The following is a 20,102-nucleotide window of genomic DNA, read 5'->3' as shown; positions in this document are numbered from 1 at the left end:
TTACTCGCTTTGCGCGGAATTGGCCTGCTCCTCATCGCGCAGGCGATGCAAATGGGCGATGAAGTAGCGCATATGCGCATTGTCTACTGTGCGCTGCGCTTCAGATTTCGATGCGTTATAGGCGCTGTCATAATCAGGGAAAATTCCCACGATATGAATATCATTCACATCGCGAAACTCCGTGCGGGCCGGGTCGACCAATTCGCTCCCAAACACCAAATGCAGACGCTGTGCCATAGATTATTTCCTTAACAAGAAGCCTTGAAAACCTGCGCGCACCCTAAGGTTTTGGCTCAGGCGGTCAAGCCAGTTTGACCCGAAAGCCGCGCCATGAATTTATCCACCAAGGCGCGTGATCCTGCAAAAACGCCCGCACTTCGCGGGTCGGGGCGGTTAAAGCGCAAAGCCTGCCCCTCCCGGTCGCAGACCTTGGCGCCTGCCTCGGCGGCAATAAGACTGCCTGCAGCGCTGTCCCATTCCCAAGTTGGGCGAAAGGTCAGCATTCCATCATAGCGCCCTTCGCCCACAAGGGCCAAACGATAGGCGAGAGAGGATCGAAAATGGCGGCTCACAGGTGGCGCGCCAAGTGGCCAATAGCGCGGTTCAAAATTGACCTTGGTGGTCAGAATGCGCGCGCCCTCTTCTTCGGCATGACCTGAAATGCGCAAGGGTGTCTCATTGCACAGCGCCCCCCCATCGCGCGCAGCGGCATAAAGCCTGCCGACAGCAGGCAGATAGACCACCGCCGCACGCACGAGCCCATCTTCCACAACGGCCAATGCATGCGAGAAATCACCAGAGCCATCCATAAAGGCGCGGGTGCCATCGATGGGATCAACGATGAAACCCCGCTTCGCGGCCAGACGGGCAGGGTCATCTTGGCTTTCTTCCGACAACCACCCGTAACTGGGACGCGCGGCCTGAAGATCGCGCGCCAACATCTTGTCGATTTCCAAATCCGCTTCTGTGACGGGGCCTGCCCCTTCGGATTTTTCCCAAGCCTTGGGGTCATTTTGCCAATAGCGCAGGGCAATCTCGCCTGCGGCACGGGCCGCTTCTACCAATAGGGTCAGATCATCGCGATCTTGCCGCTCAGGCCCCTGCAAGCGTCATCTCCTCTACCAGAAGCGAGGGGATAACCCGCGACAGATGCGGGCGCGCATCATTTGCTGCACGGATCGTACCAAGCATGTCGCGCAAATTTCCTGCAATGGTGCATTCATTGACCGCATAGGTGATTTCGCCGTTTTCAACCCAAAACCCTGACGCGCCACGCGAATAATCGCCTGTGGTTGGGTTGATGGAACTGCCGATCAAGGATGTCACCAATAGCCCCGTTCCCATCTCACGCAACAGCGTCTCATGTTCGACCTTTGGCCCGACCAAAGCGAGATTCCCAACGCTTGGCGAAGGCGGGCTAGTGAGCCCGCGCGCGGCATTGGCGGTGCTTTCCAGACCCAATTTTCGCGCAGTCGCCAGATCAAGCACCCATGAGGCCAGCTTGCCATCTTGTATGAAGGCGCGCTTTTGTGCCGCCAAACCTTCGGCGTCAAAGGGGCGCGAGCCGCCTGCACGCTTGCGCAAAGGGTCTTCCAGCAGATCAAACCCAACAGGCAAAACCGCCTCACCCAATGCATCGCGCAACCAACTCGACCCGCGTGCAATCGCGCTGCCATTGATCGCGGCCAAGATGTGACCGATGAGGGTTGAGGAGACACGTTCATCAAAGAAAACGGGATATTTCCCTGTTTTTGGCTTTCGTGCCCCTGCGCGCGCAGCAGCACGCATCCCAGCTTCGCACCCTATTTCTTCGGGGCTAATCAGATCACTGCGGAAAATGCGGCCATCCCCGTAGTAATCCCGCTCCATGCCTGTGCCTTCGCCTGAAATTGCCACGCAGGAGAGGCCATAATCACTGCGGGCGTAGCCACCGGCAAACCCGTTGCTGCCCGCAAGAAAGATCGTGCGGTGGCTGTAGCCTGCATTTGAGGACTGAATTTGGGTGACTTTGGCAACGGCGCGGGCCGCAGCCTCGGCGCGGCGGGCTTCATCCTCCATCTCGGCGGGCAGAGGTGCCGCGCCGTCATCGCTTAACTCAAGACCTGATGCATCGCGCATTGAGCTCAGTTGCGCGGGATCGGCCAAGCCAACGGTTGGGTCTTCGGGGGCAAGCCGCGCCATAGTCACCGCGCGCGCGGCCATGTCACGCAGCGTGTCTGGGCGTAAATCTGCTGCCGAAACACAAGCCTGCCGTTGGCCCACCATGACACGAAGGCCCATTTCCGTGCCCTCGGATCGTTCTGCCTGCTCTAACGCGCCATTGCGCAAGCTCACTGTTTGCGAGACCCCTTGCACCACCATCGCATCTGCCGCATCCGCACCCGCAGATTTGGCAATGTCCACAATCTGTTCCGCCAGATCCCGCAGCGCCGCTGTGTTCGAAGGGCTGTCTGTCATCGCAAAGCATCCTTTCTGGCCAAAACAGCCCGTCAGGGGCTATGCGTGACCTAAGCGCTGCAAGGACGCAGCGCAAGAACCCTTAACCTTTATTGCAAAGGCATTCCGCCAATCATGATCTTACCCTCTTGGGTCAGATCAATTGCGCTTTCAAGCTGATCTTGGCCTTCGGTTCGGGTGGCGAAAAGATCAATTGCGCCTGCGATCATCGCAAATTGGCTTGGATCAAGATGGCCTGACTGGGTCATCGCCTCCAGAAAGGTGAAAAGCCCGCGCGCGCTGATATCCACCCGCGATGGCCCTGCGCCAGATGTCAGATCAAGCCCACCTGTCCCACGGAAATCAAGGCCTGCACCCGTGAGGGTGGCCCTGTTGATTTGCAGCCGCGCCAATGACAAAGGCAGAGGGATCCGAGTTTCGGGGGCAGGCCCCAGACCACCTGCAAGATCGAGATCAATCGCACCAGTTTCGCGGGGCAAAAGACCTGTGCGATCTATCCAATCCCAAACGGGGGGTTCGGGCATAGCATCTGCCACTGACACTGTGATGGCAAACGGCCCGCCCTCGCGGTTCAATAATGGCAGATTAGCGGCCAAGCGGCTTGGCCCAATGCGCCACAAAATGGGGATTTCTTCGCCAAATTCGGCCCCCAAAAGCACGCTATCGGTGCTGAGGCTGGCGCCAAGACTTTCGTCTGCTTCCCTGTAGCTGAGATTACCCGTCCCAAGCGCGAAGCCAAGCCGCCCTGCTTGATCCATCCCCATCGGCTTTGCAAAAGCAGAAATCGGATTGCTGGCCACCAGTCCATTGGCCGCCTCAAACCCAAGTGAAGCTGTCTCGCCCCAGCCGTCAAGGGCAAGCGCAGCCCCCTCAAGCACGAATTGGGCCAAAGCCCCGTCCCCGATTCCGCCTTGCACTGTGCCAAGTCCAAAACGATGCGCAATGGGTGTTTCCGAAAATACAGATTGTCCTTCAAAAGTGGTGCTGCGTAGGGCAAATTCACCCGCTTGGATCAACACGCCGCCCAAAGCCTGAAAGGCCAATTCTTCTGCTTCTGCATCCCACGTTAGCGTGATGCCGTTTGCACTTTTCACCGTCACCTCAGGCAATGCAGGCAGATCCACCACCAGATCCCGCGCGGGCCGTTCTGTAGGGGTCAGCGCGATCACAATCGTCTCAGGCAGTGTGATGCCCACATCACCTTCCGCGTTTAGAGCAAAAAAAGCGCGGGCCGTTCTCATGCTTGTATCTACGGCCGAATGCGGATCATCCGCTTCGATAATTTGAAGGTTCTCTACCAACACCTGTGTGCCGATTACCTGTGGCGCGTCAAAGCGAAACTCATGCCCTGCATCTGCGGCGATTTCGCGGAACGTCTCAAGCGCCATGTCAACGGGCGCGAGGCTTTGTGCAAAGGCAGGCAGAGAGGACAGGACAAAAGCCATAGATAGAGCTGGACGCCAAATATATTTTGAATTCATCTTTGACATTCACAGGCCCAACGGCGACACCGACAGTATGTCCCAATGTTTCGCCCCCTGCGCTTAAGGTCAAGCGCCGATCCGCCTGCCCAAGAAATAGAAAGCCCCGCGTTCATGTCTCATCTTTTTGAAACCAACCTATCGGGAAAAACCATTGTAATCACAGGCGCAAGCCGTGGGATTGGGGCAGACACTGCCGCGCTCTTTGCGCAGTCAGGCGCAAAAGTTGCATTATTGGCGCGCTCAGGAGCGGATCTAAAAAACGTGGCAAACTCAATCGGTGAAGGGGCGCGGGCCTATCCCTGTGACTTAAGTGAGATAGGCAAGATTGCCCCGCTCTTTGACGAGATCAAAGCCGAGCTTGGCCACATTGATATCTTGATCAACAATGGCGCGCTGATTGCGCCCATCGCCCGCATGGGGGAGGCAGATTTGCAGGCGTGGGATAATCTGATGCGGGTGAATGTCACAGGGTTATTTGCAACCACACAGGCCTGTTTGCCCGATATGGTGGCGCGCGGTGCAGGCACAGTCATCAATATTTCGTCAGGGGCTGCGAAAAATGCGTATGAGGGGTGGAGTGCCTATTGTGCGTCAAAGGCGGCTGTGGCGATGCTGACACAAAGCCTTGATTTGGAATATCGTCATGCAGGTATCCGTGCGCTTGGGCTGTCACCGGGGACTGTCGCCACGCAGATGCAACGCGATATTCGGGCAAGTGGGATGAACCCCGTGTCGCAGATTGATTGGGCTGACCATATCGCGCCGCAGTGGGTGGCGCGCGCTCTCTTGTGGATGACCACATCCGAAGCGGATGGGCATCTGGGCCAAGATATCAGCCTGCGCGATCCCACTTTGCGGAGCAAATTGGGGCTTGTGTGAGGCGAAAAGGAATTTTGCGATGATCAGGTTAGAGAGTTTCCCAGAAAGCTTGCCCCAAAGCCAAGCACCGCTGTGGCGCGTGACGCTTGATCGTCCCGACAAAGCGAATGCCCTGACCGAAGATATGCTTGCCACCTTGGTCAGCATCGCCAAACAGGCACAGGCGCATCCCAACTTGCGCGCGTTGGTTATTACAGGGGCGGGCGAAAAGGTCTTTTGTGCAGGTGCGGATTTGGACGCGGCCCGCGCGGGTCTGGCTACCTCGCCCCTCTGGGAGGCGTTGTCAGGCGCGATTGCCGCGCTGCCCTGCCTGACGATTGCGGCTCTGAATGGCACATTGGCAGGCGGCGCTATGGGGATGGCATTGGCCTGTGATCTGCGCCTCAGCGTTGATCGCGCCTCATTTTTTTACCCTGTCGCAAAACTTGGGTTTTTGCCGCAGCCCTCAGACCCCAAACGTCTGACTGCGCTCATAGGCCCTGCGCGCACAAAATTGCTGCTGCTGTCAGGCGCAAAATTTACCGCAAAAGAGGCCCTGTCCTTTGGGCTGATTGACAAGATCGTGCCACAAGAGGCGCTTTGGCAGGAGGCGCAACATATGGCCGAAGCCGCGATTTCGTGCAAAGCCGAGGTGCTGCGCGCCATCAAGGCGATGATCCCTGACGGCACGGCATGACGGGCGGACGCGACCCTACCACATTGGACGTGATGATCATCGGCGCGGGGCCGAGCGCGCTGATGGCTGCCGATTATTTGGCTCATACTGGGCGGCGGGTTGTTTTGATGGAGAGCAAAGCCTCCCCTGCGCGTAAGTTTCTCATGGCGGGAAAATCAGGGTTGAACCTCACAATGGATGAACCGCTTGAGGCGTTTCTTGCGGCCTATGGGCCATCGGCTGCGCCGCTTGCGCCGATGATCCGCGCCTTTGGCCCTGAAGAAGTTATACGCTTTACCCGCGATACATTAGGGCAGCCGATCTTTACAGGCAGCTCACGGCGTGTGTTCCCCACGGCGATGAAAGCCTCACCCATGCTGCGCGCCTGGTTACAGCGCTTGGGCGGGCAAGGCGTGGAGATTTGGCGCAATTTCACATGGGATGGATGGGGGCCAGACGGGGCGTTTCGCTTTTCTACAGCAGAAGGGCCGCGTGAGATCACAGCCACCACAACACTCTTGGCCCTTGGGGGCGCGAGTTGGCCGAATTTAGGCGGGCGTGGCGAATGGCTTGAATATCTGAGCGCGCGCGGGGTCGAAACGGTTCCGTTTCAGCCAATGAATATGGGGTTTCGTATCAAATGGTCAGACCATATGTGCCCGCATTTTGGTCATCCGCTCAAATCCTTGATCTTGCGCGCGGGCGCAAAATCTGTGGCGGGTGAGATCGTGATCACCGCCAAAGGCATTGAAGGCGGCGGGGTTTACGCCCTTTCGCGCGAGATGCGAGAGGGGGCGATGCTCAGCCTTGACCTCTGCCCTGACCGCAGTCTGGACGATGTTGCGGCGCGTCTTGAAAAAGGGGGCAGGCGTAAAGACAGTTTGTCGAATATCCTGCGCAAATCCCTTGGGATAGACGGGGCAAAGCGCGCAGTTTTGTTCGAAATGTGCAAATCCCTGCCCACTGAGCCGAAAGCGTTGGCAGAGCGCATCAAAGCCTTGCCCATCCCCCATAGCGGTCCGTTTGGATTGGATCGCGCAATCTCTTGTTCGGGCGGGGTCGCATGGTCTGCGCTAGACGATACTTTGCAGCTTCGCGCCCTACCAAATGTCTATTGTATCGGCGAGATGGTCGATTGGGATGCGCCTACGGGTGGCTATTTGATGACAGCCTGTTTTGCCACGGGCCTTTGGGCGGCGCGTGCAGCAGCCTAGCGTGCGTTGCGCGGCATCATGGCCAAGCGGATGAGACTGCGCTCCATCACTGCCAATTGCGGGGCTTGTGAACTTGAGCGGAGGGTCAAATCCGTCTCGATCAGGGTTTGCACCGCATCCTCAAGGCGTGTAACGCCCCAAGCCTGCGCTTGTTTCACCATGCGATCCCTGCGCGGGCCAAAGACCCCTGTTTTCGGAGAAAACCCAGCCGCTGGCCCCTGCGGGTGACAGGCGGCCATATGCAGCGTGCGAAAATGGCGCAAGGCCGCGATACAAAGTGCAACCGCCGTGACCCCCTGACCACCAAGCCTTGCCATCAGGGCGCCGACACGCGCATGGGCGCCTTCGGCAGCGGCGTGTAAGATTTCGTCAATGTCCGCATCAATCGTGGCAGGCGCCAATGCTGCCACCTCCACCGAAGAGAGAGGGCTCTCATCGCCCAGTTTATAGAGGGCCAGCTTTTCCAAGAGCTGCCTGAAATCGCCAGGATCAAGCGCGCGGGCGAGGGCGGCCAAGTCACGAGAGGCATCTTGCGCGATTGCAGATAGCCCCGCCTTTTTCAATTCGGCCTCGACCTCAGCCTGACTGGGCGGATCATCATAAACGGCGATACAAAAAGCCGATTTTTGGGTTTCAAACAATTTTCTTAGCGCCGAGCGTGGTGTCAGTTGCCCCGCCGTCACAATGATTTGGGCGTCACCTGCGCCCCATTCGTTTATGGCGCTTGTGATTGCGGTGGCGGCGGCATCTGTTGCATCTTCGACAAAGACGGCGCGCGGGCCTGGAAAGAACCCTGTCGCCTTAGTCGCGTCCAAAAGAGCCGCAGGATCACTGCGCAAAGATGCCCCCATCATACGAGTAAGGCGCATTTCGCCTTCGGCATCTGGCCCCAAAAGATTGGCAAGCAGGTCTTGGCGCTTAATTGCCACCCGCATCGCATCTGCCCCATAAATCAGAACGCCTGCCGCCCCTGTATCGGGGCGGGTGATAAACCGCGCCGCCTCTGAGGTGGAAAGCTTCATCGGGTTACATTGCCTCAAATAACGACATTCACAATCCGCCCTGGCACAACAATCAGCTTGCGGGGCCCGCGACCTTCAAGCGCCTTTGCCACAGCCTCATCCGCCAGAACCAATTTTTCAACCTCTTGTTGCGGCATATCTTTCGCAACGGTCAGTTCCGAGCGGCGTTTGCCGTTGATCTGGATGGGTAAGGTGACGGTATCGGACACCAACATCGGCTCATCGGCTTTGGGCCACGGTGCCGTAGCTACCAAACCAGACCCGCCCTGGCGCGCCCAAATATCTTCGGCCAAATGTGGGGTCATTGGTGACATGAGCTGCGCCAAGGTCAGGATCGCCTCACGCTGTGCGGCAGCCGAGGCGTTCGATTTCGCCAAAGTGTTGGTAAAGGCATAAAGTTTGGCGATCGCCGCATTAAAGCCAAAGCTTTCAATGCCGCTTGTCACATCAACAATGGCGCGATGCATGGCGCGCAGTAGGTCTTGATCGCGTGAACCTGCCGCATCTTTCGGCATATCCGCGATTTTTTCGCTCAAAGCCCAGACACGGCCCAAATGTTTAAACGCGGCTTCGGCCCCCGCAGCCGTCCATTCCACATCACGCTCGGGCGGGCTGTCAGAGAGGACGAACCACCGCGCGGTATCGGCGCCGTATTGGGCTATGATCGCCACAGGATCGACCACGTTGCGTTTCGATTTCGACATTTTGGCGGAAGGGATGATCTCAACCTCCCGGCCATCCTTGAGGAAACCTTTGCCTTCGCGCAGCTCGACTTCATCGGGGAAGTGATAGACGGGGCGACCATTTTGATCGCGGGTTTGATAGATCGCATGGGTCACCATACCTTGGGTGAACAGTGCGTTGAACGGCTCGGCGCATTTTGCGGGCAAATGCCCCGTCTTTTGCATCGCGCGCGCGAAGAAGCGCGAATAAAGAAGGTGCAAAATCGCGTGCTCAATCCCGCCGATGTATTGATCTACATTCATCCAATATTCGGCCTCGGCGGCATCGGTGGGTGTTGCCGCGCGCGGCGCGGTGAAGCGGGCGTAATACCACGAACTGTCCACGAATGTGTCCATCGTGTCGGTTTCACGCTGCGCAGGCGCACCGCAGCTAGGGCAGCTGCAGTTGCGCCAAGTCGGGTGACGATCCAACGGGTTGCCTGGAATGTCGAAACTGACATCGCGCGGCAGTTCGATGGGCAGGTTTTCTTTTTTCTCAGGAACAACCCCACAGGTGGCACAATGCACCACAGGGATTGGACAGCCCCAATAACGTTGGCGGCTTAAACCCCAGTCGCGCAGTCGGAACTTGGTCACGCCTTGGCCCCAACCCCTCGCCTCAGCGAGATCAATTGCGGCATCCACTGCGGTGTCACCTGTTTGCACCGCCTCGCCTGCAAAGCCGCGAATATAGCGCACACGCTCGGCTTTGGTTGGCACGAAGGCTTCGGCCAAGGGGGCTTCTTCCGCGCCCTCGGCCACAAAAACGGGGGTGATCGGCAGATCGAACTTGCGCGCAAATTCAAAATCGCGCTGGTCATGGGCGGGGCAGCCGAAAATTGCGCCCGTGCCATAATCCATCAAAATGAAATTCGCGATCCAAACAGGCAATTCCCAGGACGGATCAAGCGGGTGGCGCACACGCAGGCCCGTGTAAAGGCCCTTTTTCTCGGCCTTTTCCAAGGCTTCGGCAGTTGTTCCACCCTTGCGGCAGTCTTGGCAGAATGCGGCAATCTCGGCATTTTCTGCTTCGAGTGCTTTGGCCAAGGGATGATCGGGGGAGATACCCACAAAACTGGCCCCCATCAGCGTATCAGGGCGGGTGGTGTAAACATCAATCGTGCTGTGACCATGCGCAGGTGCGGTCAGCTCAAAGCCGAATTGCAGCCCGCGGGATTTGCCGATCCAATTCGCTTGCATCAGGCGCACTTTTTCGGGCCAATCGTCTAGACCATCCAGCGCGCCAAGCAAATCATCGGCCATGTCGGAGATTTTAAAGAACCATTGCGTCAACTCGCGCCGTTCTACGTCAGCACCCGAACGCCAGCCTTTGCCATCGATGACCTGTTCATTGGCAAGAACCGTCATATCGACCGGATCCCAATTCACCACCGCGTTTTTTCGGTAGACCAAGCCTTGCTCTAGCATATCAAGAAACAGCGCTTGTTGCTGTCCGTAATATTCAGGATCACAGGTAGCAAATTCCCGATCCCAATCAATCGACAGGCCCAAGGGTTTCATCTGGCCACGCATTGTGTCGATGTTTTGATACGTCCAATCGGCAGGGTGGCCGCCATTTTCCATCGCGGCATTTTCGGCAGGCATCCCAAAGGCATCCCACCCCATAGGATGCAGCACATTAAATCCAGTGGAGGATTTGAAGCGTGCGATCACATCACCCATCGTGTAATTGCGCACATGGCCGATATGGATGCGCCCCGATGGGTAAGGGAACATCTCAAGCACATAATATTTTTCACGCGCAGGATCGCGCTTGGCCTTAAAGATTGCGGACGCATCCCATGCCTGCTGCCATTTCTCTTCAATCTGGGACGGATCGTAGCGCGACATTGCGAACTCCTGAAACATGGGGCTTTCGGGCCAAACGGGTAAAGTCGGGCGCTTGTTTAAGCTGCCCGCTTAAAGAGGTCCAGTGGTATGGAGTGAACTCGTCGCGTGATTACAGGCCCGAATCCCGGATGCGCAATTGGCGGGCACGGGTCAAGATGGCATCTTCAATCTGACGCGTGGTTTCGCGGCTGACAGGGCCACCGCGCGTGGCCAATGCAACGCGCAGCGCGCGTGCATCCAAAGCGGGGTCACTGACATAGACGGTTGCGCGATACGCCGTGCCACCACCTGGTGGGGTACCATAACCGAAAATAATCACGCCAGAGAAAGGATCGGCTGATTCAATCGGCAAGAAGTCCAATACTTCAAGCGCAGAATTCCAAATGTAGCGATTGACCTCAACAGTGGTGTTTGGGTCGTCGACGTTTTCGAACAAATCCCAGATAGTTTCACGTTCTGTTTCCTCCACCTGCGTGGCGGGGCGCTGCTCTTCGCCGGCATCGGAGCCACCCATGATACCATCCAGGCGACTGCACGACGCAAGCGCCATTGCGGTGACTACGACCAAAATAGCCCTGCCAAAGCTCGATAATGCCATGTGCCTTTGCCCTTTCGTCGATTTTGCGCAATTGTGCAGATGCTATCGTAAATAGCTACTCCCGATGATTGCCCTTTGGTAACTTAGCCCCGCCGTTGCGGCAAGGGCCTTCATGAAAATGGTTATTTATACCTAAATTACTTACTGTTGCATCTGTGCATCACAGTAGCATCAAGATGACAATCCTTACTGCAAGCCAGTTGCAATCAAATGCTTGGCGGGCGACTTAAGGCCATACCCATCAGGTAAAACTGCTATTGGGTTTATGTTTTGTAACCAATTACGAGGGAAAAACCATGAAAAAGGTTCTCTTCGCTACTACTGCCCTGATCGCAACCGCAGGCGTTGCATCTGCAGACATCGGTATTTCCGGTGACGGCCGCATGGGTTTTGTTAACACAGAAGCTACCGGCAACGCAGACAACGAAACTCAGTTCAACAGCCGTATTCGTATCACCTTCACCGCGTCCGGCACAACTGATGCAGGTCTTGAGTTTGGTGGTTCGGTTCGCGCTGACAATGCAGGCGCAACAAACGCACAAGCTACTGGTACCGATGCTCAGAAAGCAGGTACCAACGGTGGTGTAAACGGCCAAGGTGGTTCCGTCTACATTTCCGGTGACTTTGGTAAAGTTACAATGGGTGACGTTGGCTCCGCACATGAGTCCGCGACTGGTGACCTCGCCGGCGTCGGATACACCATGAGCAGCAACGAAATGGGCTACGCAGGCGGCTCTCATGATGAAGGCGTTGCATGGTCTTACAGCGTAGACAACCTGACACTGTATGCTTCCATGGGCCAGCCTCAGTCTTCTTCCGCGAACAATCAATCCGGCGTTGGTTTGTCATACTCAATGGCAGGCGTGACTCTGGGTGTTGGTACTGCTGACGATGGCACAACCGAAGAAACTTCTGCTTCGATCCGCGCTTCGGTTGCTGGCATTGGTATCACTGCGATCATTCTTGACCGTGATAACGACACCACCTATTCCGGTGAAACTGGTCTGTCCTTGAGCTACGCAGTTGACAGCAACCTGTCCGTTGCGGCGTTCACCCGCTCCCGCGAAAAAGTCGGCGCAGCTGACCTGGATTACACAGGCGTTGGTTTCTCTATGAACCTCGGCGGCGGCGCTACTCTTGCCGGTGGCTATACCCAAGGCGGCGGTGACGGCGCTTCGCTCGACTCGATGGATCTTGGCTTGAAGTTCGCATTCTAATCCTAACGGATTACTTGCTAAGGAAAGAGCGGGCATAGTCTCGCTCTTTTCTTTTTATAAACGTCCTTTTGAATGGAAATGTCATTTAAAATGCGCCTCAATCTAACGATCACTTTTGCCGCTCTGCTCATTAACTCTAGCATCGCCAGCGCTGATACCACTGTATTTGGTGCTGTTCGTGACATACATCGCGGTGGCTATGGTGGGGTCGTTGAGTATCATTGGACGGATACCCTGGTCGCAAAGCCTGAATTTTCGGCAGGATGGGCCGGGGCTGCTCACAATGAGGGTGACGATGATAGCTGGATCGGTTTTGGCGTTAGTGGTGAATACCCGCTCAGCGATAAAGTGTTTCTCGAAGGCAGCTTTATGCCTGGATATTACAGCCAAGGCGCTACGGACCTGGGAGGCAATTTGCACTTTCGTTCGACGCTTGGTGTTGGAATGAATATTTCAGATGAATATGCAATTTCATTTGCCCTCAGCCACTGGTCAAACGGCAGTATCGAAAGATGGAACCCTGGGACTGACATGGCGATGATCCGTCTATCGATCCGACATTAAATAGACAAAAATTCGAGTCCCATTCGTCGCGCGCTTGCGCTATAGGCGCATCCATGTCTGAACTGCACACATATACCGGCCTTCCCTTCCTGAAAATGCACGGGCTCGGCAATGATTTCGTCGTCATGGACGCGCGTATGCGCGAGGTCACCGTGACGGCGGATTTGGCGCGATCGCTTGCAGATCGTCATCGCGGGGTGGGGTTTGACCAATTGGCCTTGATCCAAAACGATCACGAGGCGGATTTAGCACTGACCTTTTACAATGCCGATGGGTCCCTCTCTGCAACCTGTGGCAATGCCACACGCTGCATCGCTGCCTATGAAATGGCGGCACAGGGCCTTAATCATATCCGCCTGCGCACAGAACGCGGGATTCTGATTGCGCAGGATCGCGGCAACGGCCTGACCGCAGTGAATATGGGGGCCCCGCTGTTGGAGTGGCAGGATATCCCTTTAGCCGCGGCGATGGACACGCTGCATCTGCCCCTAGACGGGGATCCTGTTGGGACAGGCATGGGTAACCCTCATTGCAGTTTCTTTGTGGACGATGCCGAAGCGGTGGATTTGGCTGCCCGCGGCCCCGAAGTGGAACATCATCCGCTGTTCCCTGCGCGCACCAATGTGCAATTCGCCTCACTCATAGGGTCAGATCATCTGAGGATGCGGGTCTGGGAACGGGGAACGGGCATCACGCTTGCCTCAGGATCATCCTCTTGCGCGGTGGCGGTTGCAGCGGCGCGGCGGGGCCTGACAGGTCGTGCGGTGAAACTGACCCTTGATGGCGGTGATATTTTGATTGATTGGCGCGAGGATGGCGTTTGGATGACAGGGCCAACGGCCCATGTGTTCACCGCTGAATTGACCGCAGATTTCATAAGTCGCCTACAAAACCCATGACAAAGCCACCTGAATTTCGAACGCTTGGGTGTCGGCTCAATGCCTATGAAACCGAAGCGATGACCGATATGGCCACCGCAGCGGGCCTCAGGGATGCGGTGATCATTAACACCTGCGCCGTAACGGCCGAGGCCGTGCGCAAAGCGCGCCAAGAAATCCGCAAGGTGAAGCGCGACAATCCAAGCGCGCGGATCGTGGTGACGGGCTGCGCCGCACAGACCGAGCCCGAAACCTTTGCCGCAATGGGCGAAGTTGACCTCATCATTGGCAATCGCGAAAAGATGGAACCTGCAACATGGGCCAAGCTCAGCGGCCCTGATTTCATCGGCCAAACCGAAAAGGTCATGGTCGATGACATCATGTCCTTGCGCGAAACAGCCGAGCATCTGATTGACGGCTTTGGCACCCGCGCGCGCGCCTATGTGCAGGTTCAAAATGGCTGTGATCATCGCTGCACCTTTTGCATTATCCCATTTGGGCGCGGCAACTCACGCTCCGTGCCCGCGGGTGTAGTGGTGGATCAAATCAAACGCTTGGTCGACCGCGGCTATTTAGAGGTGGTGCTCACGGGGGTTGATCTGACCTCATGGGGGGCGGATCTCCCGCAAGCCCCCCATTTGGGCGATTTGGTCATGCGTATCTTGAAACTTGTTCCTGATCTGGCGCGCCTGCGGATTTCCTCTATCGACTCCATCGAAGCTGATCCGATGTTGATGGAGGCCATCGCCAACGAACCCCGCCTGATGCCTCATCTGCATCTGAGCCTTCAACATGGCGATAATTTGATCCTCAAGCGTATGAAGCGCCGCCACGCGCGCGAGGATGCCATTGCCTTTTGCGAGGAGGCGCGCCGCCTGCGGCCTAAGATCAAATTTGGCGCAGATATCATTGCAGGCTTCCCGACAGAAACCGAAACACATTTCGAAAATTCCCTCAAATTGGTTGAGGAGTGCGGGCTAACCTGGCTCCATGTGTTTCCGTTCTCACCGCGCCAAGGCACGCCAGCGGCGCGGATGCCACAATTGCAAAGCGCCACAATCAAAGACCGCGCGGCACGACTGCGCGCCGCTGGGGATCGGGCCCTCGCCCAACATTTATCGGGCGAGATTGGCAAAACCCATCAGATTTTGATGGAAAATCCCCATCTTGGCCGCACCGAAGACTTCACTGAAGTCAGCCTCAATGAGGCGCAAGAAACAGGTCAGATCATCACTGCCACAATTTCAGGCCACAAAGACGGACGGCTTTTAGCCTAGATTGCTTCCGCCAAAAGTGCCTCGAAAAAGGCAAATGCCTCGGGGCTGTCCCAATGGGCATCTCCCATCAGCCGCGCAATCTCGCGTCCTTCGGGATCAATCACCAGCGTAATCGGCAAGCCAATCACCGACATTTGGCGCGCGATCTGTTGATTGATGTCACGAAACATCGGCAGATGTTCTACGCCAATTTCCTCAAAAAACCTGCGGATCGCCTGCGGGGAATTGCGCCCCGTGGCGAGCGTGACCACTTCCAACTGATCTGAGCCAAACTGACGTTGCAATGCCTCTAGGCTTGGCATTTCTTCACGGCAGGGCGCGCACCAAGTGGCCCAAAAATTGAGAACCACATATTTCCCGCGATAATCGCTCAAGCGCCCTTCAACTTCACCCTCATCAACAAAAGGCAAATCCGACACAGGCACAGGCTCTGAGGCGATTACCAGACCGCGCATATCCCCATCACGGGGCAGCTGCGAAAGATGTTGCGCAAAGGCGGCATTTGCACAGAAACCCAAGGCAATGTAGAGCAGGGCAATGATACGGCGCGGGAGCATCCTAGCGGCATCCTTTCTTTGATCGGCGGATAAAACAGAACATGGCACAGAAATCTTCAAACGCAATGTGGGGCGGTCGCTTCGCCGCAGGGCCAGATGCTTTGATGGAGGCGATTAACGCATCCATCGGTTTTGACCAAAGGCTCAGCTCGCAAGATGTCACTGGCTCACGCGCCCATGCTGCTATGCTCGCCGCCCAAGGCATCATCAGCAGTAAAGATGCCGAGACGATCAGGGAAGGCCTGCTCAAGATCTTGTCAGAAATTGAGAGCGGCACATTCGAATTTTCCACCGCCCTTGAAGATATTCACATGAATATCGAAGCGCGGCTTAAAACCCTGATTGGTGAGCCCGCAGGACGTCTCCATACGGCGCGGTCACGCAATGATCAGGTCGCTACCGATTTTCGCCTATGGGTGCGGGATCAAATGGATGCGGCCATTGAGGGGCTGCAGGCCTTGATCCGCGCGGCATTGGCGCAGGCCGAAGCGGGCGCTGATTGGGTAATGCCTGGCTTTACCCATCTTCAAACCGCGCAGCCCGTAACATGGGGGCATCACATGATGGCCTATGTCGAGATGTTCGCCCGCGATTTATCGCGTTTTCAAGATGCGCGCGCGCGGATGAATGAATGCCCGCTCGGTGCGGCCGCCCTTGCAGGCACATCTTTTCCAATTGACCGCCACATGACTGCAGAAGCCCTAGGTTTCGATCGGCCTATGGCGAATTCCTTGGATGCAGTTTCAGATCGCGATTTCGCCCTAGACTATCTCGGGGCGGCCGCCATTTGCGCGATGCATCTGTCGCGCTTGGCTGAGGAATTGGTGATCTGGTCTTCGGCACAATTCCGCTTTGTGACCCTGTCGGATCGGTTTTCAACAGGCTCCTCCATCATGCCGCAAAAGAAAAACCCTGATGCGGCGGAATTAATCCGCGCCAAAATCGGGCGGATCATGGGGGCGAATGTGGCCTTAATGACGGTCATGAAAGGTCTGCCCTTGGCCTATTCCAAGGATATGCAGGAAGACAAAGAGCAAGTCTTTGATGCCGCCGACAACCTCATGATCGCAATGGCCGCAATGGCGGGGATGCTGGGCGACATGAGCGCCAATAAAGACGCACTAGAGCGCGCCGCCGCATCTGGCTTTTCAACCGCAACTGATCTCGCCGATTGGTTGGTGCAGGAATTGGGTCTGCCATTCCGTGAAGCGCATCATGTAACAGGCGCGCTTGTCAAAATGGCCGAAGATCGGGGCTGTGATTTACCTGATCTCAGCCTTGCGGATATGCAAACAGTGCAATCCAACATCACTGCGGCCGTGTTTGATGTTTTGGGGGTTCACAACTCGGTTGCCTCGCGTCAATCCTATGGCGGCACCGCACCCGATCAGGTGCGCCTGCAAATTGCACGATGGAAAGAAAGGTTGGCGTGATGGGGCGCTCTTTTGCATCATGGATTAAGCTGGGGCTATTGGCCCTGACTTTGGGTGGAACTTTGGCCGCCTGCGGCGCAGATGGCCCGCCTGAGCCGCCAAACGAAAACGCAGTGACCTACTAAGCCTGCGTGGCGTTTGGGTCATTTTCTTGCACCGCGTGTGGCGTTCTGCGTCTTGCCCGTTGAAACTAGGGCAAAGAGCCCCTAACGTCTGGGGTCAGACTGCTCATTTTAAGACGATTGACCATTCCAAGACCTAAGTTTGAGGCCCCGAATTCCAATGGAAAAAATACCGATGACCCCGACAGGGTATAGCGCCCTTGATGCCGAGCTGAAGCATCTGCGTAGTGTTGAGCGCCCTTCTGTCATCAAGGCGATTGCTGAAGCGCGCGAGCATGGGGATTTGTCGGAGAATGCCGAATATCACTCGGCCCGCGAAAAACAGTCCTTCATCGAAGGCCGCATTAAGGAGTTAGAGGGGATTTTGGGCCTTGCACAGGTCATCGACCCCAAGACCCTGTCTGGCCCGATTAAATTCGGCGCCACGGTTGTGTTGATTGATGAGGATACTGAGGAAGAAAAAACCTACCAGATTGTCGGCGAATCTGAGGCCGATATCGAAAAAGGTTTGCTCAATATCAAATCGCCCTTGGCCCGCGCTTTAATCGGCAAAGATGAAGGCGATAGCGTAGAGGTCAAAACGCCCGGTGGCAGCAAGGATTACGAGATCACGAAGGTGACCTACGTGTGATGATCCCCGCAGCAGTGCCTCACCCCAGATTGACGCTTACGCATCGCTTCACGCGGGACAAGCAGATTTGGGTAGGCCGTGCGGTTGGTTTTCTTCAATGCGCCGATGGCGCGATGTCCTTTGGTCTGCGCGAAGGCATCGCGCTGGCCTTGGCCTTGCTTTGGATTGGGGCACTCAGCCTCACGGCGCTGGGCTTTGGCGGTGACACCCCGAATATGGCCGAGATTCTGAGCGGGGTCATGGTTGCGGTTGGGGCAATCTTGCCGCTTGTTTTGTTATGGATTGTCCTAAGCCTCCTGCGCATCACGCAAAGCCTGCGTCTTCAGGCCCAAGATCTGCGGCTGAGGCTTAACAATATTGAGGACGCGCTTCACGGCGGGGCTGTGCCTGCTGATTTGCGAGAGACACAAAACCGCATAGAGGCTTTGGCAGAGGCACAATTGGCCACCGATACAAAGCTCGTAAGTTTTACATGTTTGCGCCTGCAAGACCCTGACCTGCGGGCGGCTGTGCCCCTAAGTCCGCCCCCTGCCCCAGATCGGCCACAATCGGATTTATCGCTTATCGCAGCCGAGCCCGCCTTGAACCATCCGGTCACGCCCGCTGACTTTATTCGTGCGCTCCATTTCCCGAATAATGATCAGGACAAGGAGGGCTTTCGCGCCCTTCGCGCGGCCCTAGAAGACCCTGCAACCCGCCCTTTGATCCGCACTGCACAAGATGTGTTGACCCTGCTCTCGCAAGACGGGATTTTCATGGATGATCTCCATCCAGACCGCGCCCGCCCTGAGATTTGGCGCAAATTCGCGAAAGGCGAGCGGGGCCGCGTGATTGCATCGCTTGGCGGTATTCGAGATCGGTCTTCCATCGCGCTTTCCACTGGTCGGATGCGGCAAGACACAGCCTTCCGCGAAGCAGTTCATCAGTATTTGCGCGAATTTGATCGCGTTTTCTGTCAGTTCGAGCAGACTGCAACCGATGAAGATATTGTCAAACTCAGTGCTACCCGCAGCGCACGGGCCTTTATGTTGCTCGGGCGTATGACTGGGATTTTTGACTAAGGCCCCAAGGCCGCATGGATCGCAGAGCGCAACAGCGCCTCATGCCCCGCACCCAAAACAGCGCCCTCCTCGGCATCACCATCGATAAGCATTTTTGCAAGATCATCAGGGGCCAAAGCGGCCAAACCCGCTGCAATCACCCGCACCTGCGCGGCATCTGGGATTTCACCCGCTAAAGCATAATCTGTGATCTCTTTCGCCATCAAAGACGGCCAACATTCTGCCAAAACAATAGGCCGCTCGATCCCGTCATAAGGCGCCACGGCAAGCGCAGACCCAAACCGCCCGCGTAAGGACTGCAATCTTGCGATCCCAAGGATCGCCTGTGATCCCACAGATCCCGTGGTGTAAAGCTTCCAACCCGGCTGCATTTTGCCATAGGCCAATTCAACTTTGCGCCGTTCTGGCAGATGATGTCCGTGGCGCAGGTCGCGCGCGGGCAGATCAGGGCAGGCCTGTGTTTTGGGCACGCACCAAAAGGGGCCAACCCCTGGAAAACGACGATTAAGCGCGCGGGCCACATCGAACCGATTATTCGCATTGTCTGGTTCATCCTTAACCATCTGTGCAAAAAGCGGCCAAACCGATAGCGCATCGGCCTTGCCTGTCAGATGCTGTGCAAAGCCCGCAGGGTAGGCGAAGGAAAAGTCAAAGGTCGCCAAGATACGTTCATCCCGCAAAAGGGCGTCTGTCATCAACTGCTCAAGCACGACCATCGCATCAGCGCGCGTGCGATAATAGCTCACCTGTGGCGTTGCACCATTCGCAGAATGCGCAATGAAAATCGCGTCCTTCGTGGGGGCTTTGGGGCTTGGGGTGGCTCGTGCCGACCAATCGACCACCACGATATGATCAAAGGGTCCCGCGCTCATAAGGCCATCTCAGCGGCCTGTTCCAAATCAGCCTTTGTATTGATGTTGAAAAACGCCTGTTCAAGTGCATCGAGAGGGGCAGAAACCCCGCCCAATCGCGCCATGACATCGCGCATTTTGCGGCCACCCCCCCGCAATTCTGCCGCCAATGGATCGGCCAAATCCACATCCCACAGCGCAAATGTTGGATGTATGCCCCCGCTTTGATCCTCAGCAAAAACCAATGCGTCATGCCCTTGTGCGGCGCATAATTGCGCCACGATATCGCTTGGAAAAAACGGGCTGTCCGAGGCAAAGCTCATCACCCGCTGCGCCCCAAGCATCTTGGCTGCGCGCAAGGCCGCCAAAACGCCGCCAAGCGGCCCCATCGCGGCGAATGCGCCATCAGCAACCACATCAAGCCCGAGATCAGCATAAAGCGCGGAGCCGCCATTGGCGGAGAGGATCAAATGATCCACCTGCGGGCGCGCGCGGTCAATAACATGCGCATAGAGGCTTTGGCCCCGCAGCAGCAGCCGTCCTTTGTCCTGCCCGCCCATACGGCGCGCTTCCCCGCCTGCCAAGATCACGCCACAGATCATTGCTTTGCCCTTATCCATCCGCGCAGA

21 protein-coding genes are annotated in these 20,102 nt (G+C 56.6%); 11 read left to right on the top strand and 10 right to left on the bottom strand.

Translation table 11 applies throughout. The annotated features are described in order from the left end of the window. The 4 genes from AAC632_RS04500 to AAC632_RS04485 all read right to left on the bottom strand — a co-directional run bounded on the left by AAC632_RS04500 (nt 1) and on the right by AAC632_RS04485 (nt 3,902). Complete coding sequence (locus AAC632_RS04500) at nt 1-237, bottom strand: DUF4170 domain-containing protein (RefSeq protein WP_340297909.1); 237 nt, start codon at nt 235-237, stop codon at nt 1-3. Between the two features lie 56 nt (nt 238-293). After that, nucleotides 294-1,106, bottom strand: coding sequence for a 3'(2'),5'-bisphosphate nucleotidase CysQ (locus AAC632_RS04495; RefSeq protein WP_340297910.1), 813 nt, complete (start codon nt 1,104-1,106; stop codon nt 294-296). Beyond that, nucleotides 1,093-2,457: a TldD/PmbA family protein gene (locus AAC632_RS04490; protein ID WP_340297911.1), complete on the bottom strand. Its 1,365-nt coding sequence runs from the start codon at nt 2,455-2,457 to the stop codon at nt 1,093-1,095. Before AAC632_RS04490 ends, AAC632_RS04495 begins: the two co-directional genes overlap by 14 nt. A gap of 89 nt (nt 2,458-2,546) precedes the next feature. Further along, nucleotides 2,547-3,902 carry a DUF2125 domain-containing protein gene (locus AAC632_RS04485; RefSeq protein ID WP_340297913.1) on the bottom strand — a complete coding sequence of 452 codons (1,356 nt, stop codon included), beginning with the start codon at nt 3,900-3,902 and terminating at the stop codon, nt 2,547-2,549. A 150-nt stretch (nt 3,903-4,052) separates the two neighbouring features. Between AAC632_RS04485 and AAC632_RS04480 the strand changes: the two genes are divergently transcribed. From AAC632_RS04480 to AAC632_RS04470, 3 genes are read left to right on the top strand one after another with little or no spacing between them, the layout of a single operon-like run. Beyond that, nucleotides 4,053-4,820, top strand: a complete 768-nt coding sequence (locus tag AAC632_RS04480; RefSeq protein ID WP_340297914.1) for an SDR family oxidoreductase — start codon at nt 4,053-4,055, stop codon at nt 4,818-4,820. A gap of 19 nt (nt 4,821-4,839) precedes the next feature. After that, the gene (locus tag AAC632_RS04475) at nt 4,840-5,496 is read left to right on the top strand and encodes an enoyl-CoA hydratase/isomerase family protein (protein ID WP_340297915.1); all 657 of its coding nucleotides are present in this window, start codon (nt 4,840-4,842) and stop codon (nt 5,494-5,496) included. Next, a complete protein-coding gene (locus AAC632_RS04470; protein ID WP_340297916.1) occupies nt 5,493-6,689 on the top strand; it encodes a TIGR03862 family flavoprotein in 1,197 nt (398 codons plus the stop codon). Before AAC632_RS04475 ends, AAC632_RS04470 begins: the two co-directional genes overlap by 4 nt. On the opposite strand, the gene holA is transcribed toward AAC632_RS04470, so the two are convergent. From holA to AAC632_RS04455, 3 genes are all read right to left on the bottom strand, one after another. Beyond that, the gene (holA, locus tag AAC632_RS04465; RefSeq protein ID WP_340297917.1) at nt 6,686-7,711 is read right to left on the bottom strand and encodes a DNA polymerase III subunit delta; all 1,026 of its coding nucleotides are present in this window, start codon (nt 7,709-7,711) and stop codon (nt 6,686-6,688) included. The genes AAC632_RS04470 and holA overlap by 4 nt on opposite strands. Nucleotides 7,712-7,725: 14 nt before the next feature. Continuing rightward, the gene (gene leuS, locus AAC632_RS04460) at nt 7,726-10,284 is read right to left on the bottom strand and encodes a leucine--tRNA ligase (protein WP_340297918.1); all 2,559 of its coding nucleotides are present in this window, start codon (nt 10,282-10,284) and stop codon (nt 7,726-7,728) included. A gap of 109 nt (nt 10,285-10,393) precedes the next feature. Beyond that, the gene (locus AAC632_RS04455) at nt 10,394-10,882 is read right to left on the bottom strand and encodes a DUF3576 domain-containing protein (protein ID WP_340297919.1); all 489 of its coding nucleotides are present in this window, start codon (nt 10,880-10,882) and stop codon (nt 10,394-10,396) included. A 296-nt stretch (nt 10,883-11,178) separates the two neighbouring features. On the opposite strand from AAC632_RS04455, the gene AAC632_RS04450 reads away from it, so the two are divergent. The 4 genes from AAC632_RS04450 (at nt 11,179) to mtaB (ending at nt 14,818) form a co-directional block, all read left to right on the top strand. After that, the gene (locus AAC632_RS04450) at nt 11,179-12,099 is read left to right on the top strand and encodes a porin (protein WP_340297920.1); all 921 of its coding nucleotides are present in this window, start codon (nt 11,179-11,181) and stop codon (nt 12,097-12,099) included. A 72-nt stretch (nt 12,100-12,171) separates the two neighbouring features. Further along, nucleotides 12,172-12,663, top strand: a complete 492-nt coding sequence (locus AAC632_RS04445) for an acyloxyacyl hydrolase (protein WP_340297921.1) — start codon at nt 12,172-12,174, stop codon at nt 12,661-12,663. Between the two features lie 53 nt (nt 12,664-12,716). Beyond that, nucleotides 12,717-13,562: a diaminopimelate epimerase gene (gene dapF / locus AAC632_RS04440; protein ID WP_340297922.1), complete on the top strand. Its 846-nt coding sequence runs from the start codon at nt 12,717-12,719 to the stop codon at nt 13,560-13,562. Then, nucleotides 13,559-14,818 carry a tRNA (N(6)-L-threonylcarbamoyladenosine(37)-C(2))-methylthiotransferase MtaB gene (gene mtaB / locus AAC632_RS04435; protein ID WP_340297923.1) on the top strand — a complete coding sequence of 420 codons (1,260 nt, stop codon included), beginning with the start codon at nt 13,559-13,561 and terminating at the stop codon, nt 14,816-14,818. Before dapF ends, mtaB begins: the two co-directional genes overlap by 4 nt. On the opposite strand, the gene AAC632_RS04430 is transcribed toward mtaB, so the two are convergent. Then, nucleotides 14,815-15,375 (bottom strand): TlpA disulfide reductase family protein, encoded by a 561-nt coding sequence (locus tag AAC632_RS04430; RefSeq protein ID WP_340297924.1) that lies wholly within the window; start codon nt 15,373-15,375, stop codon nt 14,815-14,817. The genes mtaB and AAC632_RS04430 overlap by 4 nt on opposite strands. Nucleotides 15,376-15,416: 41 nt before the next feature. Between AAC632_RS04430 and argH the strand changes: the two genes are divergently transcribed. The 4 genes from argH to AAC632_RS04410 all read left to right on the top strand — a co-directional run bounded on the left by argH (nt 15,417) and on the right by AAC632_RS04410 (nt 18,622). Further along, nucleotides 15,417-16,808 (top strand): argininosuccinate lyase, encoded by a 1,392-nt coding sequence (argH, locus tag AAC632_RS04425; RefSeq protein ID WP_340297925.1) that lies wholly within the window; start codon nt 15,417-15,419, stop codon nt 16,806-16,808. After that, nucleotides 16,808-16,933, top strand: coding sequence for a hypothetical protein (locus AAC632_RS04420; protein ID WP_340262243.1), 126 nt, complete (start codon nt 16,808-16,810; stop codon nt 16,931-16,933). Before argH ends, AAC632_RS04420 begins: the two co-directional genes overlap by 1 nt. A 157-nt stretch (nt 16,934-17,090) precedes the next feature. Further along, nucleotides 17,091-17,561: a transcription elongation factor GreA gene (gene greA, locus AAC632_RS04415; protein ID WP_317656815.1), complete on the top strand. Its 471-nt coding sequence runs from the start codon at nt 17,091-17,093 to the stop codon at nt 17,559-17,561. Continuing rightward, nucleotides 17,561-18,622 (top strand): hypothetical protein, encoded by a 1,062-nt coding sequence (locus AAC632_RS04410; protein WP_340297926.1) that lies wholly within the window; start codon nt 17,561-17,563, stop codon nt 18,620-18,622. Before greA ends, AAC632_RS04410 begins: the two co-directional genes overlap by 1 nt. On the opposite strand, the gene AAC632_RS04405 is transcribed toward AAC632_RS04410, so the two are convergent. Together AAC632_RS04405 and mobA are read right to left on the bottom strand one after the other, a co-directional pair. Then, the gene (locus AAC632_RS04405; RefSeq protein ID WP_340297927.1) at nt 18,619-19,494 is read right to left on the bottom strand and encodes a molybdopterin guanine dinucleotide synthesis; all 876 of its coding nucleotides are present in this window, start codon (nt 19,492-19,494) and stop codon (nt 18,619-18,621) included. The two genes, AAC632_RS04410 and AAC632_RS04405, sit on opposite strands and share 4 nt — an antisense overlap. Beyond that, a complete protein-coding gene (mobA, locus tag AAC632_RS04400; protein WP_340297928.1) occupies nt 19,491-20,093 on the bottom strand; it encodes a molybdenum cofactor guanylyltransferase MobA in 603 nt (200 codons plus the stop codon). The genes AAC632_RS04405 and mobA overlap by 4 nt, the downstream gene beginning before the upstream one ends. Between the last annotated feature and the right edge of the window lie 9 nt (nt 20,094-20,102).

The sequence above is a fragment of the Roseobacter sp. HKCC-CH-9351 genome, from assembly GCF_037830295.1.
Taxonomy (GTDB): Bacteria; Pseudomonadota; Alphaproteobacteria; order Rhodobacterales; family Rhodobacteraceae; genus M30B80.
This window is presented reverse-complemented; position numbering and strand designations above follow the sequence as displayed.

Coding starts and splice junctions, on each gene's coding strand:
- AAC632_RS04480 (WP_340297914.1), top strand. CDS start 4,053: ATGTCTCATCTTTTTGAAACCAACCTATCGGGAAAAACCATTGTAATC.
- AAC632_RS04485 (WP_340297913.1), bottom strand. CDS start 3,902: ATGGCTTTTGTCCTGTCCTCTCTGCCTGCCTTTGCACAAAGCCTCGCG.
- AAC632_RS04410 (WP_340297926.1), top strand. CDS start 17,561: ATGATCCCCGCAGCAGTGCCTCACCCCAGATTGACGCTTACGCATCGC.
- holA (WP_340297917.1), bottom strand. CDS start 7,711: ATGAAGCTTTCCACCTCAGAGGCGGCGCGGTTTATCACCCGCCCCGAT.
- mobA (WP_340297928.1), bottom strand. CDS start 20,093: ATGGATAAGGGCAAAGCAATGATCTGTGGCGTGATCTTGGCAGGCGGG.
- AAC632_RS04430 (WP_340297924.1), bottom strand. CDS start 15,375: ATGCTCCCGCGCCGTATCATTGCCCTGCTCTACATTGCCTTGGGTTTC.
- AAC632_RS04450 (WP_340297920.1), top strand. CDS start 11,179: ATGAAAAAGGTTCTCTTCGCTACTACTGCCCTGATCGCAACCGCAGGC.
- AAC632_RS04455 (WP_340297919.1), bottom strand. CDS start 10,882: ATGGCATTATCGAGCTTTGGCAGGGCTATTTTGGTCGTAGTCACCGCA.
- leuS (WP_340297918.1), bottom strand. CDS start 10,284: ATGTCGCGCTACGATCCGTCCCAGATTGAAGAGAAATGGCAGCAGGCA.
- AAC632_RS04475 (WP_340297915.1), top strand. CDS start 4,840: ATGATCAGGTTAGAGAGTTTCCCAGAAAGCTTGCCCCAAAGCCAAGCA.
- AAC632_RS04445 (WP_340297921.1), top strand. CDS start 12,172: ATGGAAATGTCATTTAAAATGCGCCTCAATCTAACGATCACTTTTGCC.
- AAC632_RS04500 (WP_340297909.1), bottom strand. CDS start 237: ATGGCACAGCGTCTGCATTTGGTGTTTGGGAGCGAATTGGTCGACCCG.
- AAC632_RS04405 (WP_340297927.1), bottom strand. CDS start 19,494: ATGAGCGCGGGACCCTTTGATCATATCGTGGTGGTCGATTGGTCGGCA.
- dapF (WP_340297922.1), top strand. CDS start 12,717: ATGTCTGAACTGCACACATATACCGGCCTTCCCTTCCTGAAAATGCAC.
- AAC632_RS04420 (WP_340262243.1), top strand. CDS start 16,808: ATGGGGCGCTCTTTTGCATCATGGATTAAGCTGGGGCTATTGGCCCTG.
- mtaB (WP_340297923.1), top strand. CDS start 13,559: ATGACAAAGCCACCTGAATTTCGAACGCTTGGGTGTCGGCTCAATGCC.
- AAC632_RS04490 (WP_340297911.1), bottom strand. CDS start 2,457: ATGACAGACAGCCCTTCGAACACAGCGGCGCTGCGGGATCTGGCGGAA.
- greA (WP_317656815.1), top strand. CDS start 17,091: ATGGAAAAAATACCGATGACCCCGACAGGGTATAGCGCCCTTGATGCC.
- argH (WP_340297925.1), top strand. CDS start 15,417: ATGGCACAGAAATCTTCAAACGCAATGTGGGGCGGTCGCTTCGCCGCA.
- AAC632_RS04470 (WP_340297916.1), top strand. CDS start 5,493: ATGACGGGCGGACGCGACCCTACCACATTGGACGTGATGATCATCGGC.